Annotated in this window: 14 protein-coding genes; 5 read left to right on the top strand and 9 right to left on the bottom strand. The window is 65.4% G+C overall.

Annotated elements, in window-relative coordinates; translation table 11 throughout:
• The first annotated feature begins 52 nt into the window (after window positions 1-52).
• The 4 genes from GGQ90_RS19145 to GGQ90_RS19160 are packed head-to-tail and all read left to right on the top strand — an operon-like array spanning window position 53 to window position 4,926.
• The gene (locus tag GGQ90_RS19145) at window positions 53-2,209 is read left to right on the top strand and encodes a TonB-dependent siderophore receptor (RefSeq protein WP_223178347.1); all 2,157 of its coding nucleotides are present in this window, start codon (window positions 53-55) and stop codon (window positions 2,207-2,209) included.
• Window position 2,210: 1 nt separating this feature from the next.
• Entirely contained in the window at window positions 2,211-2,606 is a 396-nt protein-coding gene (locus tag GGQ90_RS19150; RefSeq protein ID WP_015460385.1) for a cupin domain-containing protein, read from the top strand.
• The gene (locus tag GGQ90_RS19155; protein WP_015460384.1) at window positions 2,603-3,649 is read left to right on the top strand and encodes a PepSY-associated TM helix domain-containing protein; all 1,047 of its coding nucleotides are present in this window, start codon (window positions 2,603-2,605) and stop codon (window positions 3,647-3,649) included. The genes GGQ90_RS19150 and GGQ90_RS19155 overlap by 4 nt, the downstream gene beginning before the upstream one ends.
• Window positions 3,646-4,926: a RhtX/FptX family siderophore transporter gene (locus GGQ90_RS19160; protein WP_015460383.1), complete on the top strand. Its 1,281-nt coding sequence runs from the start codon at window positions 3,646-3,648 to the stop codon at window positions 4,924-4,926. The genes GGQ90_RS19155 and GGQ90_RS19160 overlap by 4 nt, the downstream gene beginning before the upstream one ends.
• Window positions 4,927-4,958: 32 nt before the next feature.
• On the opposite strand, the gene GGQ90_RS19165 is transcribed toward GGQ90_RS19160, so the two are convergent.
• From GGQ90_RS19165 to GGQ90_RS19180, 4 genes are read right to left on the bottom strand one after another with little or no spacing between them, the layout of a single operon-like run.
• The gene (locus GGQ90_RS19165) at window positions 4,959-5,291 is read right to left on the bottom strand and encodes a DoxX family protein (protein WP_202192020.1); all 333 of its coding nucleotides are present in this window, start codon (window positions 5,289-5,291) and stop codon (window positions 4,959-4,961) included.
• Between the two features lie 29 nt (window positions 5,292-5,320).
• Window positions 5,321-6,748 carry an efflux transporter outer membrane subunit gene (locus tag GGQ90_RS19170; protein ID WP_188083568.1) on the bottom strand — a complete coding sequence of 476 codons (1,428 nt, stop codon included), beginning with the start codon at window positions 6,746-6,748 and terminating at the stop codon, window positions 5,321-5,323.
• The gene (locus GGQ90_RS19175) at window positions 6,741-9,821 is read right to left on the bottom strand and encodes an efflux RND transporter permease subunit (RefSeq protein WP_188083569.1); all 3,081 of its coding nucleotides are present in this window, start codon (window positions 9,819-9,821) and stop codon (window positions 6,741-6,743) included. The genes GGQ90_RS19170 and GGQ90_RS19175 overlap by 8 nt, the downstream gene beginning before the upstream one ends.
• Before the next feature lies 1 nt (window position 9,822).
• Window positions 9,823-10,941 (bottom strand): efflux RND transporter periplasmic adaptor subunit, encoded by a 1,119-nt coding sequence (locus tag GGQ90_RS19180; RefSeq protein WP_070933756.1) that lies wholly within the window; start codon window positions 10,939-10,941, stop codon window positions 9,823-9,825.
• Window positions 10,942-11,045: 104 nt separating this feature from the next.
• Between GGQ90_RS19180 and soxR the strand changes: the two genes are divergently transcribed.
• On the top strand, window positions 11,046-11,495 hold the full coding sequence (gene soxR / locus GGQ90_RS19185) for a redox-sensitive transcriptional activator SoxR (protein WP_015460392.1): 450 nt from the start codon (window positions 11,046-11,048) through the stop codon (window positions 11,493-11,495).
• A 49-nt stretch (window positions 11,496-11,544) separates the two neighbouring features.
• Here soxR and GGQ90_RS29065 read toward each other — a convergent pair whose 3' ends face one another.
• From GGQ90_RS29065 to GGQ90_RS19205, 5 genes are all read right to left on the bottom strand, one after another.
• Complete coding sequence (locus GGQ90_RS29065) at window positions 11,545-11,760, bottom strand: hypothetical protein (protein ID WP_041865002.1); 216 nt, start codon at window positions 11,758-11,760, stop codon at window positions 11,545-11,547.
• A 34-nt stretch (window positions 11,761-11,794) separates the two neighbouring features.
• On the bottom strand, window positions 11,795-12,286 hold the full coding sequence (locus GGQ90_RS19190) for a hypothetical protein (RefSeq protein ID WP_015460394.1): 492 nt from the start codon (window positions 12,284-12,286) through the stop codon (window positions 11,795-11,797).
• Window positions 12,287-12,487: 201 nt separating this feature from the next.
• Window positions 12,488-12,694 (bottom strand): hypothetical protein, encoded by a 207-nt coding sequence (locus GGQ90_RS19195; protein ID WP_015460395.1) that lies wholly within the window; start codon window positions 12,692-12,694, stop codon window positions 12,488-12,490.
• A 21-nt stretch (window positions 12,695-12,715) separates the two neighbouring features.
• Entirely contained in the window at window positions 12,716-13,354 is a 639-nt protein-coding gene (locus GGQ90_RS19200) for an OmpH family outer membrane protein (RefSeq protein WP_015460396.1), read from the bottom strand.
• Complete coding sequence (locus tag GGQ90_RS19205) at window positions 13,351-14,196, bottom strand: SapC family protein (RefSeq protein WP_015460397.1); 846 nt, start codon at window positions 14,194-14,196, stop codon at window positions 13,351-13,353. Before GGQ90_RS19205 ends, GGQ90_RS19200 begins: the two co-directional genes overlap by 4 nt.
• Window positions 14,197-14,249 lie beyond the last annotated feature (53 nt).

A 14,249-nucleotide genomic window follows, 5' to 3' on the forward strand; every position in this document is an offset into this window, starting at 1 on the left:
CAGCTCCTATTCGCTCCGCTATTGCGAGTAATTAGCGAAGATCGGGCAAAGAGTGGATCGGAAGATTATCGTGCGATTGACCGCGGGCGTGGCTTGCCTCGCCATTGGCTGGGCCACCGCCGGAACCGCGCGGGCGGAAGAGACAGACTCGAAAACCGACGAGATCATCGTCACGGCCGCGTTCGCCGAAGGTGTGGGCGTGGGCACCAAGCTGCCTTTGACACTTTCCGAGACCCCGCAGACGATTAGCATCATTGATCGCGACCGGCTCGACGAACAGCGGCTTATCACGCTCGACGACGTGATGACCAATGCGCCCGGCGTTACCGTTCAGCCGGGCACGCGGTTGCGGACGGCATATTATTCGCGCGGCTTCGTCATCGATACGTTGAACTTCGACGGCATTCCGACCTCGGGCTGGAACGAGGCGGTCAACACCGAGGACATGGCGATCTATGATCGCGTGGAGCTTCTGCGCGGCGCGAGCGGCCTTCTTCAGGGGACCGGCAACCCTTCGGGCACGATCAATCTCGTCCGCAAGCGCCCGGGCAGCGATTTCGCGGCGGAAGCGACGCTGAGCGCCGGAAGCTGGAACAATTATCGGGCGGAGGGCGACATCAGCGTTCCGCTGGTCGCATCCGGCGATCTGCGCGCTCGCCTTGTCGGCATCTTCGAGGATCGGGACTATTTCTACGATGAAGGCCATCGGCGCAAATATCTCGCCTATGGCACAATCGAATGGAATCTCGCGCCGCGCACGGTGGTGGCCGCCACGATCAAATGGCAGGACGTCGCCGATGACGGCACGCTGATGGGTGTGCCGCGCTATACGGATGGCGGCGAACTTCCGATCCCGCGCTCGCGCTATCCCGGCGCGCCCTGGTCGAGCCGCAACTGGAACAATGTGCAGATGTTCGCGGAGCTACGCCATGAGTTCGGCGGCGACTGGGAAGCCAAGGTCGCCGTGAGCCGCATCTCCGGCGACAGCGACATGACCTATGCCAGCGCGATGGGCGCGGTGGATCGTGCGACCGGCATGGGACCGATCCTTTATGGCGGGGCCTATGATTTCAGGAATCGCGAGACCGATCTCGACGGCTATGTCTCGGGCGGCTTCGACCTGCTCGGCCGTCGACACCAGATTTTGGCCGGGGCCAATTACTGGGACGGCCACACCAGGCAGATTTCCTACAACCTGCCGGGGCTGATGCAGCCCGTCGACCTTTTCTCCGACACGCCCGTCACCACGCCGGAGCCGACGACGCAAAGCTGGGGCGGCGAGCAGACGACGGATACCACCCAATATGGCGGCTATGCGGTGCTTCGCCTGAGTCTCGCCGAGCCCCTGACGCTGATCGCGGGCGGGCGGCTCAGCTGGTGGCGTACGGAGACGGTTCGCCGCGCCACGATCGGCGGGCCGCAGACGCCCACCGGCAAATACCGGATCAACCGCGAGTTCACACCTTATGGCGGTCTCGTCTGGAAGGTGGGCGGCCCTTTCTCGCTTTATGCGAGCTATGCCTCGATCTTCACACCGCAGAACAACCTGACTTACGACGGCGAGGTGCTCGATCCGATGACCGGCAGCAATATCGAGGCCGGCATCAAGGGTGAATGGTTCGGCGGAAAACTCAACGCATCGCTCGCCGCCTTCCGTATCCGGCAGAACAACCGGGCACAGCTCGACCCCGATCATCCCTGCATGCCCGGATCGGTATGCGCCTATATCGCCGACGGCAAGGTGGAGAGCAAAGGCTTCGATGCCGAGGTCCAGGGCGACCTGACAGAGGGCTGGTCCATCCAGGCCGGCTATACTTATGTCGACACCGAAAATCTGCGGGACCGCACCGCCACCGGCGTGCCCAGCGGTAACGAGGGCCAGCCGTTCTCCAGCTTCACGCCAAAACATATGGTGAAGCTGTGGACCCATTATCGACCGCCCGTGCTCGACGGAAAGCTCGGACTCGGCGCTGGGGTCAACTGGCAGAGCAGCTTCTACAGCCAGCAGGGCGCCGTTCGCATGACGCAGGGCAGCTATGCCGTGGTCAATTTGCGCGCCGATTATGCCATCACGCCACGGATCGACGTCGGGCTCAACGCCAACAACCTGTTCGACAAGCGCTATTTCGCGTCGATCGGCGGCACCAGCTGGAACAACTGGTATGGTGAGCCGCGCAGCGTCATGGCCACGCTCCGCGCGCGCTACTGACATGGGCGTCACCCTGTTCGATCCGCTGGGCACGCTCGTCCGGCTCGATGTCGACGGCCGTGCCGATGCCTTGCCGCGCTCGCCGGACGCCTGGCGGCAGGTCAATCGGGCGAAAGCCTCGCGCGTTCTGGGCATGAGCGAACCGAAACGGCCCGAGGACCTGCATCCGGACAACTGGGAAATGCATCCCGACGGCGACGAGATCCTGCATCTCGTCGAAGGCGATATCGATCTCGTCGTCGAGGATGAAAGCGGCGAAATCCTGCTGCCGCTCGCGCGCGGACAGAGCTGCGTGGTCGAGCGTGGGACCTGGCACCGCCTCCTGCTGCGCGCGCCCTCACGGCTGATGTTCCTGACCCCGGCCGGCGGCACGCGCATGCGTCCGCATGAAGTATGAAAACGCGCATCCTGCTCTGGAAGCTGCACCGATGGATCGGGCTCGCCTGCGCCATGCCGTTTGCGCTCCTGGCCGTCACGGGACTTGGCCTGCTCATCTGTCATGCGACCGAAACGGCCGCGGGACCACGGCTTGATCGTCCCGTTACCACTCTGGCCGGAGTCGATGTGGCGATTTCAGCGCTTCGGGCGCGCTACGGCGATACCTCACTGGGCCTGATCCTCCCCGCACCCGATCCCCGTCATGCATGGCAGGCATCGGTGCATGCGGCGGATGGCGAGCCCCTCACCGTCGCCCTCGATCCGCAATCGGGACAGATATTTCCGCCGGTGCCTGCCGGATCGGCGGCGCGGGACATCCTGCTCGCCGTTCATAACAGCCTGTTGCTCGGATTGGGCGGGAAGGCCATCGCGCTTCTGACGGCCATCGCACTCATCATGCTTGCGATCAGCGGGTTTGCGATCATGCGTCGACGTTTGCGGACGTTGACGAGCGCGCCCTGGCATAGCCCCTCGCCCCTGGCCGGACTGCACAAATGGACGGGGCTGGTCGTGATGATCTTTCTGTTTCTCTCCGCGAGCAGCGGCTTCCTGTTGCTCGGGTTCAAGACACTCGGCGAATTCAGCCGGCCCGGTCGACCAAACACGGCAATGGCGCGACCGATATCCGACGTCCCCCGGGCGCCGCTACGGCCTATGCTGGAATCCGCGCTGAACGCACATCCGGGTGCCGAGCTTCTGGGCATCATGCCCGGACACGGCGCCGAGCCGGTGGCAGTGATGCTCCTCGTTCGCGACGCCGCTCCCTGGGGCAAGTCGGTGACCGTGCGTTTCGACGGCCAGTCCGGCGTGATGGCTCCAGCACGGCCTGTTCCGGCCTTCATGAAGCTGATGATCGCTGCAAAATCCCTGCACACCGGCCTGTGGGACAGGTCCGTGATGCTTGGCCTCTATCTGCTCGCCGCCACGCTGTGCGTGATCCTTCTCGTAACCGGTCCATGGCTCTGGTGGCAGCGAGGCCCAACGAAAAGGCATGCTCGATGAACGCCGCCTCCTATTTCCACAATTATCGGCTTCTCGCGACGGTCGGCGCGCTCTATGTCGCGCAGGGCATCCCGCTGGGACTTGCCATGGAAACGTTGCCGACGCTGCTGCGGCGGGATGGCGTGTCGTTGACAGGGATAGCCTTCCTGCCGTTGGTCGGCCTGCCCTGGATCGTGAAATTCCTGTGGGCGCCCTTCGTCGACAATCACTGGTCCAGACGGATCGGCAAGCGGCGCAGCTGGATCATTCCGATGCAGGCGACCGTGTTCCTCTGCCTCGCGGCGGTGGCGATACTGGGTATCGGCGAAGCGACCACGCCCATTGCGATCGCACTGTTCGCGCTGGCCTCGCTGGCGTCGGCGACGCAGGACACGGCAACCGACGGTCTTGGCGCCGAGAATTTCGAGGGCGCGATGTTGGTTCGCGCCAATGCGGTGCAGGTCGGCGGCACCATGATCGGGTTCTTCATCGGCGGCGCCGGGTGCCTGATCCTCGCCGGAATGCTGGGCAGGCAAGCGGCATTGGCGGCCATGGCACTGATCGTCCTTTCGGGCCTTGTGCTGATACTCCTGTGGCGGGAGCCGGCACCAGCGGCGCAATCAACCACCAGGCCGGAACACGCCAGTCTGTCACGCTTCGTCCGGCGGCCGGGAGCAGTTTCCGTGCTGGCTATTGCCTTGCTGACGGCCGTAACAGCGAGCTCCGTCTTTGGTTTGTCCAAGCTCTTCCTGATCGATAGAGGCTGGGCGCTGGAAGCCATCGGCCAAATCGGCATGATCGGCGGGGTCGTGACAGTGGTCGTTGGATGCGGCGGAGGGGCGTGGCTCGTGCGCCGGATGGGCATCGCGCGCGTCCTGCTGCTCAGTCTTGGGCTGTCCTGCGCAGGCGCATGCCTCTGGATCATGCAGGCATCAGCCATTCTGCCGGTCGAAAGGCATATCGCTCTTGTCGCCATCCTGCTGGGTTCGGCTGGCAGCGGGGGCGCATCGGTCGCCGCAATGACCCTCGCAATGCGCTTCGCCGCAAGGGCAAGGCAAGCCGGGACCGACATGACAGTCGTACAAAGCAGCCGCGATCTGGGTGAGATCGGAACCTCCGCCACTGTCACCGCCATTGCCGGGGTGGCGGGATATTCCAGCGGGTTTGCTTTCAGCATTGTCGCCGCGATCGCCGCCGTTTTCGTTATATTGTCCTTCAGGCGTAACGACGCGCTTCGGCAGCTTGCCGATGAAGCATCAGATGGGGAAGAGTGGTCACCCCGGCTTAACCCGGATTGACGACGGCAGTGTGATGACCGCAGCCTCGCCGCTCATCTGCTTCTATTCCGCCTCAAAGCGAGGGAAAGGCCGAGAACGGCGAGCGACACTGCGAACACCACGGCAGGCGCGACAGCATGGCCGTAATCCGCATTCACCAAGGTCGTGAGCGTCGCGGCCGCCATGACCACGGCTCCGAGCGCGGCGCCGAACGCGCGGGTGGCGGACCGTATCAGCAATATGCCGGCGGTCAGTTCCAGCGCGGCCGTGACGTAATGGAACCAGTCCGGATAGCCCCAGGCCGCATAGGCGGCGGCATATTCTTCGGAGATGAAGGCGTTGCCATAGGCCCCGAACAGGAAAAACGCCGCCAGCGGCCACGCCAATATCGTCGATAACAGGGGAAGAGCCTTGTTCACTTTGCCGACCTTTCGGAAAGATGTGCGCCGTCGATTGACCAGCCGCCGCCGAGCGCCTTGAACAAATCGACCCGCGCCAGGGACAATTGCCGCAGGGACGCTGCGTGGGAGGCTCGCGCGGCCAGCAGGTCGGACTGGGCAACCAGCACGTCCAGCCAGCCGATCGAACCGGCGCGATAGCGCCTGTCGGCAAGCTCGTAAGCCCGCGCCGATCGGTCCTGCGCCTCGCGCAGCGCGGCCAGCCGACGCTGTTCGGTCGCGACGATGGCGAGGGCCTGTTCGACCTCCTTGAGCGCCGTGATGACCTTCCCGTCGAACGCGGCCAGCGATGCCGCGCCCCGCGCCTCCGCCTGAAGCAGCCGCGCGCGGGCGACCGACATGTTGGGGAACCGCCACGACAGCAGCGGGCCGAGCGAGAAGCTGAAGGAATCGCTTCCCCGCACCACGTCGTTGCGGAAGAAGGTGCCGGAACCGCCAAGGCTGATGACGGGATAGAGGTCGGCGGTCGCCACGCCGATCCTCGCCGTATCGGCCGCAAGCTGGCGCTCGGCCTGCCTGAGATCGGGCCTTCGCCGCAGCAATGCCGCGCCGTCTCCGATGGGAACGGCGGCAGCGGGTTCAGGCGGCACCGCGCAGAGCCGCGCCGTTTCCGGCACATCGTCCGGAGTGGTGCCGAGCAAGGCCGCCAGTTCGAACAAGGCGACCTGCCGCTGTCCTTCGAACGCCGGAAGCGCTGCCTTGGCGGTCGCCTCGGCCGCCGTAGCCCGTTCCACGTCGAGCCGGCTGGCTGATCCGGCGTGCTCCTGCGCCGTCACGAGGCGCAGGCTGTCGGTGCTGGTCTGCAAGGATTGTTGCGCCACGGACAGGGCATAAGCCGCCGCGCAGGCATCCAGATAGGCGCGGGTCGTTTCCGCAGCGACGGCCACGCGCACGGCATCGCGGGCGGCTTGGACCGCTTCGGCATCGGCGCGGGCCGCCTCGATGGCGCGCCCGATCCGGCCGAACAGATCGGCTTCCCACGCCAGCGCGACTCCGGCGTTCTGCGACCATTGCGCGTCGTTGCCGACCGGCGCGCCGACCTGCGTGGAATCGCCATAGCTGACGCCGCCCGATACCTCGGTGGATGGCAGCCGTCCGGCGCGTGCCTCCTGCAGGATCGCGCGCGCTCGGGCGAGATTGGCCGATGCGACGCGCAGGTCCGTGTTGGCCGCGAGGGCCTGCTCGATCAGGCTGTCGAGCGCCGGATCGCGGTAGAGCCGCCACCAATCGTCGGGCAGGTCGCCAGCCCGATCGATGCCGTCGGCCGTCGTGATGAACGGCCCTGCCGACGCAGCGGGGGTCTGCGGGGGGGCATAGGCAGGGCCGGCCGCGCAAGCCGAAGCGAGCAGCGGCAAGAGGATAAGAGAGAGCCGGGACTTACGCATGGGCCAGACCCCCTTCAGCCGGGTATTCGCCGGTTTCGGTCGGCTCCTTCGGGCGGTGATCGCCCGCCAGCAGGGAATAGACTGTGGGCAGCACGAACAGCGTGAACAGCGTTCCCACCAGCAGGCCCATGACGACGACGATGCCGATGGCAAAGCGGCTGTTCGCCCCGGCGCCCCCGGCGAACAGCAGCGGCACGAGGCCGGCGGCCATCGCCGCGGTGGTCATCAGGATCGGCCGCATCCGCACCGCTGCGGCATGGCGGATCGCCTCGACCCGGCTCCAGCCTTCATGCCGCTGCATCTCGTTGGCGAAGGACACCATCAGGATGCCGTGCTTGGAAATCAGCCCGATCAGCGTGACGAGCCCAATCTGGGTGTAGATGTTGAGCGTGGCATAGCCGAGATAGAGCGGCGCCAGCGCCCCGCATATCGCCAGCGGCACAGTGACGAGGATCACCAGCGGATCGCGGAAGCTCTCGAACTGCGCCGCCAGCACGAGGAAGATTACCACCAGCGCGAAGCCGAAGGAGACGGTCAGCCGGTTGCCTTCCTGCACATATTGCCGGCTGTTCGACAGCCAGTCGACGCTCGTGCCCTCGGGCAGCGTCTGGCTTTGCAGGAAGTCCACCGCCTGTCCCATGGTCACGCCCGGCAGCAGCACGGCCGACAGCGTGGCGCTGTTCATCTGGTTGAACTGCGGCAGCCGGTTAGGCTGTGGGCGTATTTCGACGCTGGCGATGGTGGCGAGCGGAACGAGGCTGCCCGACGCCGTTCTCACCTGGAACCGGCCGAGATCGTCGGGCGCGAGCCGGTGGCTCTGCGGAACCTGCGCGATCACGTCATACGAGCGGTCGTGCCAGTTGAACCGGTTCACATAATTCTCGCCGACGAGGATCGCCAGCGTGTCGGCGACTTCGGACATGCTGACGCCCATTTCGCCCGCTTTCGCGCGGTCGATGATGATGTGCGCTTCGGGGCTGTCGAAGGCGAGGTCGCTGTCCACGAAGGCGAACAGTCCGCTGCCCCAGGCGGCGCCCTTGATGGTTTCGAGCGTCTGGTAGATTTGCGGAAAATCGTCCGCCGAGCGGATCACCATCTGCACCGGCAGGCCGCCGCTGCCCGCAGGCAAGGGACTGTCCTGAAAGGCGGTCGCATAGACGCCGGTCACCGCCGCCGTGCGCGCGGTCAGCTCCGCCTGAATGTCGTCGGCCGAACGGTCCCGTTCCGCCCAGTCCTTGAGCACGACGCCGCCGAACCCGCCATTGGCGTTGTTATCGCCGCCCGAGCCGAACCAGCTGCTCCTGAACTCGGGTAGGGTCTGGAAGATGCGCTCGACTTCATCGCTATAGCGCCGCGTGTAATCGAGGTTGGCATATTGCGGCGCCTTGGTCTGCACGAAGACATATCCCATGTCCTCCGGCGGGGCGAGTTCGCGCTGGGCGCCGGTGAACAGCAACACAATCGCGCCGAGCATGGCGACGCCCACGATCAGGACGGCCGCCCGCGCCGCCAGCGTCCGGTCCAGCAGGCGGGAATAGCCGGTAGTGAGGCGGTGCATGCTGCGCTCGATGGCCTGGCTCAGCCTGCCTTCGCCCAGTTTCGAATGGAGCAGTTTGCCGCTCATCATGGGCGACAAAGTCAGCGCGACCACGCCGGAGACGATGACGGAGCCTGCCAGCGTGAAGGCGAATTCGCGGAACAGCGCCCCTGTCAGGCCGCCCATCAGTCCGATCGGGGCATAGACGGCGGCGAGCGTGATCGTCATCGCGATCACCGGCCCGACGATTTCCCGCGCGCCGACCAGGGCGGCGTCGAACGGCTTCAGCCCTTCCTCGATATGCCGGTGGATATTCTCGACGACGACGATCGCGTCATCGACCACCAGCCCGATGGCAAGGACCATCGCCAGCAGCGTCAGCAAGTTGAAGGAGAAACCGAACGCCAGCATCAGCGCCGCCGTGCCCAGCAGCGAAAGCGGAATGGTGACGATGGGGATGATGACGGCGCGCAGAGAGCCGAGGAACAGGAAGATCACGACAACCACGATCAGGACTGCCTCGATCAACGTGCGCTCGACCTCATCGATGGAGGCGTTGACGAAATGGGCGACGTCGAAATCATTGGCAACCTCCACCCCCGGCGGGGCGACGCGCTGGATTTCCGGCAGCAGCGCCTTTACCGCTGCGACGATTTCCAGCGGGTTTCCGTCCGGCGTCGGCGAAATGGCGATGGACACGCCGGGGCGGCCGGAGGCCTGCGCGGCAGCGTCATAATTCTGGCCGCCAAGCTCCACGGTGGCGATATCCCCCAGCCGCACGACGCCGCTGTTGCCGGTCTTCACGACCATGCGGCGAAAGGATTCCACATCCCGCAAGTCGGTGCCGGCGGTGATGTTGATCGCGGTATTCTCGCCCTTCAGCTTTCCGGGGGACGCCTGCACATTGTTGGCGCGCAAGGCGGCCGCGATATCGCCCGCCGTCAGGCCGCGCGCGGCGAGCTTCACCGGATCGACCCACACGCGCATTGCCAGCGGCGCGCCGCCGCTGATCTGGGCGGATGCCACACCGCGGACCGAGGTCAGAAGCGGCTGGGCGACGCGCGTCGCGAAATCCACCAGCTGCGGCGGCGGCAGATCGTCGCTGATGAAGGAGATATACTGGATCGCCGAAGCGCCGTCGGTGATCTTGGTGATGACGGGATCGGTAACGCCCGTGGGCAGGCGGAACTTGACCTGCTGCACCTTGGCGAGGATTTCCGTCATCGCCCGGTCCGCGTCGGCATTGAGCACCAGCTTCGCGCTGATCCGGCTGCTGCCTTGCAGCGATGTCGAGGTTATATACTCGATGCCGCTGGCGGTCGCGATGGCTTGGGCGATGGGCGTGGTGACGAAACCCTGCATCACATCCTGCGTCGCGCCGGGAAACGCCGTGTCGATCGTGATCGTCGCGCTTTCCATCCGGGGATATTGCCGGACCGGAAGGCTGAACGTCGCACTGACGCCCACCAGCAGGATCAGCAGGCTGACCACGATCGCGAGGATGGGGCGACGGATAAAGATGTCGGTGAACGCCATATCAGCGGCCTCCAGCTCGTGCGGGGGCGGTCACGGTCACGTCCGCGCCGGGCTGGATGCGAAGCTGCCCTGCCGTCACCACGACATCGCCGGGCTTCAGGCCCCGTTCGATCACTATGTCATTGCCGATTCGTCGTCCGGTGCGGACCGGAACGAACTCCGCCTTGCCGCCTTTCCGGGCATCCTTGCCGCGAATGACGATCACGCTGTCGCCCTGCGCCGATGTCTGGATAGCCGTCGCCGGAACGACGAGCGCACCTGTTTGGGGCGGCAGCACCAGCGAGGCGGTGACATACATGCCGGGGCGAAGCACCCGGTCGGGGTTGGGCAGGATCGCCTGTACGGCAATATTGCGCGTGTCCTCGCCGATCCGGGGTTCGACCGCGTTCACGCGCGCGGTGAATGTCCGCTGCGGATAGGCATCGCTCGCGACCGTGACCGTGGCGCCCGGCTTGATCATCCCGAGGTTCTGCTGCGGCAGCGCGAATTCCACATAAAGGCGCGACAGGTCGGTCAGCGTGGCGATCGGATCGCCGGGATTGAGATACTGGCCGGGATTGACGCGGCGGATGCCGATCTGTCCGGCAAAGGGCGCGCGCACCTGCTTCTGGATCAGCCGGGCGTCGAGCTGGCGCACCGCCGCAAGCGCCTGATCCCGTTCCGCGCGGCGCTCTTCAAGCTGTTCGCGCGGTTCCGCGCCGCTCGGTGCAAGCTCTTCCGAGCGCACAACCTGCATGCGCGCGAAGGCAGCCCTTGCCCGCGCCGCGTCCCGGTCCGCCCGTTCCGGCCCGTCGAAAAGCTGAACAAGCAAGGCCCCGGCACCGACCTCTGCGCCCGAATCAAACCGGATTACCGAAACGCGACCGGCAACTTCGGCTGACAATTCGACTTCGCGCACGGCCCTGAGAGTGCCGATCGCTTCCAGGGACAGGGGAACGTTCCTTGGCTCCAGTTGCACGGCGGCCACGGGCAGCGGTGCTTGATGCCACTCCTGCGCCTGTCCCGCCTTGAGCATGCGCCAGACGAACAAGCCTCCCAGCACAAGGGCAAGGGCGAAGACCGTTGCAAGGATGGTGCGAATGTGTGGGAGGCGCGCTTTCGTGCGCTCGATCAAGCTCATGTCGGCTCCGGTTTATGTCCGCGAGTTCGGACGGAATGGATGCTTGCGGAACAAGCCGACCTGCCTCATACAACCTCAACATTTGTTGAGGTCAAGGACTATTTATGTCTCCCGCGATGCCGCAGGCGCTGTCCGTTGGCGAAGTGGCGCGCCGCAGCGGCGTTCCCGTTTCGACGGTTCATTTCTACGAGAAGCAGGGTCTGATCGCGGGCTGGCGCACGGAAGGAAACCAGCGCCGTTATCACCGCTCCGTCCTGCGCCGGATCGCCATCATCCGCATTGCCCAGCGTGCCGGCATCCCGCTGGCGATCATCAAGGACGCGCTGGCCGATATGCCGCACGACCATGTTCCAACCGCGCGGGACTGGCGGAATTTCACCGATGCCTGGACCGGCATGCTCAACGAGCGGATCATGTCGCTGACTCAGCTTCGCGACCAGATCGTGAGCTGCATCGGCTGCGGCTGCCTGTCGCTTGAGGAATGTCCGCTACGCAATCCGATGGATGAACTGGGGCGGTCGGGACCGGGGCCGCGGCGACTGAATAATCGCTAGCCTGCGCTACCCTCGAGAGGGTGGGTAAATATTAATGGACAATTTGTGCTTAGAATTTTGCGCCCATCATCATTTCGTCAACGTCAGGCCGCCTCTCAGGTCCCTCTCGGCGGGTGGGCTGGTCGCGCGGACGTGCCTTGCGGCGGGCCTGATCCAACGCTGCGTCGCCATGTTCAAGCAGAAGCTCTTCGACTGCGAGCGACACCGCGTTCTCGAACCGGCGGGAGCGCTGCCAGCGAAGGCCGTGGAGCCACCGCTTCATCATGATCGGATCGAGCCGGAAAGGGGAAGAGTAAGGGTCATGTCCGCGGAAGCGACGTCTCGCTTGCGGCAGGCGCTGGAGCTGATGCCGGCGCATCCAGCTGGACGGCGATGCGGAGCGGCAGCAGCATGTCGCGCGGCGGCGCGGCCGCGAGCTGCTGGCCGACGATCAGCGCCTGCATATCGGCATTGGCCTCCGCATGGGTGAAGGCAGGATAGTCGATGCGTGAGATTTTGCCGTCGCGCTCGATCCAGACCTTGATGACCAGGGGCGCGGTTGCCGCGTCTGGTGCGGGTCGGGTCGCATCGAGATAGGCGCGCAGACCTGTCACCGGCTCGTTGTGCGCCTCGAGCCAACCGGTGATGGAGGTTGTCGCGAACTCGGCGTAGCGCACCCATTCGACCGGCGCGGCCGAAGGCGCGACACTCTGCGCCGCAACAGGCGTGGTCGAGGCGATCCCGGCGCCGACAAGGGCCGCAATCCAGCGTGTGACGCGGGACAAAGGTGAGGATTTGGAGGTAGACCGCATCAGCGCGCTCCCAGAAACATGAGGCCGACAAGCACTGCGGCTGCGACACTCACCATGCGATAGAAATGAAGCTCGAAAGCGCCGACCGGGCGGCTCCGCTTGACCGCCCGGACCCGCGCCCGGCGCTTTTGTTCGGCAACGCAATCAGCACGGATCGCCTGGACCCAGCCCGCTAACCCGCGAACGCCGGCGACCGGACCCTCAGACACCGGCGCCTCCGCCGGCGATGATGCGCGGCCGCCAGTCCCGGCTACCCCGAGGGATGCAGGCGCCGGGGATGGCGTTCATGTAGGAATCGACCATGGCCTCCGCCTCGCGGTAGAGGATTGCGATCGCGCCAAGGGCCAACAGGCTGGTGATGAGAACCCCCAGCATGAAGGCCGCAAGGGCAATCAGGATCGTCCCCATGGTCGCTTCCCTCTTTCCGGCCTATCGCTGCGCTGGCGCCTGGACGGCTGGCTGTTGCTGCGGCAGGCGCTCGCGTTCGAAGCTGATGGTCTGGATGCGGGCATCCAGCGCGCGCACGACGTCCGCTGTCAGATCGTTGGCGAAATTGCCGCCGAGCGCCGCGCCGCGATCGAACAGCAGGCCGCAATTCTTGGCTTGATAGACCTGGGCAATGACCGGCTGCGCTTCGGTCGCGATGCGCTCCAGCGCCTTGGCGCGGGTCGCGTCGATCTCACGGCTGGAATGGGCGGCCTGCGTTTGCAGCGCCTGCCAGTTGCGCGCCAAGGTTTCGCGGCGCTGACGGTTGGCCGCATTGTCGGGCTGACCTTCGAGTGCGCGTGCTTCGGTTTCCAGAGCCGGGCGCTGCCCGTCGATTTCGGCCTGAGCGGCGCGGGTCAGCTCGGCCAGACGCGCAGACGCGGCCTTGCCGACAGCGGCATTGGCGAAGATGGCTTCGCGCGAGAGCAGGCAGACACCGGGCACGACTGGGCCGCCAAGGGGCTGCGCGGCTGGGGCAGCGGCAGGTGCCTGTCCGCCACCGACCGTCTGCGCCCAGGCAGAGGCGCCTGTGAAGGCGGAAGCGAGAATAAGGGCGGAGAGGAGAAGAGGACGGCTGTTCATGATACGACTTTCCTGGACTTGTTGGACTTTGCCGGGGCGTCGGCCTCGGCAGTAGCGGGTTCGTTCGAAGCACCTGACGATGACGGTTCCGCGACGAGACGCAGCGCCTGCCGATCGACCAGCGCGCGGAAGCGGTCGAGCGAGGCCAGGTGATGATGCACGAGCGCAAGCAGGCCTTGCTTGTGCCAGGCAACGACCGTCTCATCATCGAGGCCTGCAAATTTCTGAGCGTCGACGATCAGGAAGTTATTGAGACCCAGCTTGCGGCCATCGGGCAGGGTCGCATCCGCCCGCCGGTCGACCAGCAGATCCTTTTCCTTCAGCGCATCCGTGAACAGCTTGGTCAGTTCCGCTTCCCGGCCGAACGCTGTGCAGAACTCCAGCGCCTGCTGCGTCAACGCGGAGGGCTTGCCGTCCTCGAACAGCGCCGTACCTTCAGTCCCGCCCTGGACGACCCGATCCGAACCGCTGTCGATCGACAGGGCAAAGCCGTCGGGCTCCTCGGTCCTGACGAAGGTGAAGGGATATCGGCGGACATAAGCGGGGATGTAGCAATCGCTCGCCCAGCGGCCGTCCTCGACGAAGAGATTGGTCGGCTCCAGGCCCAGCACGACGATCGGCTGCGCGGTGTCGCCGGCGAATAGGACCGGATAGCTACGTGCCGCCGCAACGATTTCGCTCGCCACGATCGGCAGGAATGGCGTTTCGGCCGCGAAGGACACATCGCCGGCCTTCAGGCGCCAGTCAGCGTGAACGGTCGAATGGAGCGGCTGCAAGGCCTTGTAGAAGAGCGGAAGCATGGGGGCAGCGGTCGAGGCCGCAGCATTGGCGTTGTCTGCCATGATTAAACAATCTCCGAATGAGGTAGTCCGGGACGGCGGCAGTGGACTGCCGC

Origin of the sequence: Sphingobium scionense, from assembly GCF_014197035.1 — a bacterium.
GTDB lineage: Bacteria > Pseudomonadota > Alphaproteobacteria > Sphingomonadales > Sphingomonadaceae > Sphingobium > Sphingobium scionense.

Excerpts from the sequence above, each read along its gene's own strand:
- GGQ90_RS19150 (WP_015460385.1), top strand. The coding sequence starts at position 2,211 with ATGGGCGTCACCCTGTTCGATCCGCTGGGCACGCTCGTCCGGCTCGAT.
- GGQ90_RS19155 (WP_015460384.1), top strand. The coding sequence starts at position 2,603 with ATGAAAACGCGCATCCTGCTCTGGAAGCTGCACCGATGGATCGGGCTC.
- GGQ90_RS19160 (WP_015460383.1), top strand. The coding sequence starts at position 3,646 with ATGAACGCCGCCTCCTATTTCCACAATTATCGGCTTCTCGCGACGGTC.
- GGQ90_RS19170 (WP_188083568.1), bottom strand. The coding sequence starts at position 6,748 with ATGCGTAAGTCCCGGCTCTCTCTTATCCTCTTGCCGCTGCTCGCTTCG.
- GGQ90_RS19175 (WP_188083569.1), bottom strand. The coding sequence starts at position 9,821 with ATGGCGTTCACCGACATCTTTATCCGTCGCCCCATCCTCGCGATCGTG.
- GGQ90_RS19180 (WP_070933756.1), bottom strand. The coding sequence starts at position 10,941 with ATGAGCTTGATCGAGCGCACGAAAGCGCGCCTCCCACACATTCGCACC.
- soxR (WP_015460392.1), top strand. The coding sequence starts at position 11,046 with ATGTCTCCCGCGATGCCGCAGGCGCTGTCCGTTGGCGAAGTGGCGCGC.
- GGQ90_RS29065 (WP_041865002.1), bottom strand. The coding sequence starts at position 11,760 with ATGATGAAGCGGTGGCTCCACGGCCTTCGCTGGCAGCGCTCCCGCCGG.
- GGQ90_RS19190 (WP_015460394.1), bottom strand. The coding sequence starts at position 12,286 with ATGCGGTCTACCTCCAAATCCTCACCTTTGTCCCGCGTCACACGCTGG.
- GGQ90_RS19195 (WP_015460395.1), bottom strand. The coding sequence starts at position 12,694 with ATGGGGACGATCCTGATTGCCCTTGCGGCCTTCATGCTGGGGGTTCTC.
- GGQ90_RS19200 (WP_015460396.1), bottom strand. The coding sequence starts at position 13,354 with ATGAACAGCCGTCCTCTTCTCCTCTCCGCCCTTATTCTCGCTTCCGCC.
- GGQ90_RS19205 (WP_015460397.1), bottom strand. The coding sequence starts at position 14,196 with ATGGCAGACAACGCCAATGCTGCGGCCTCGACCGCTGCCCCCATGCTT.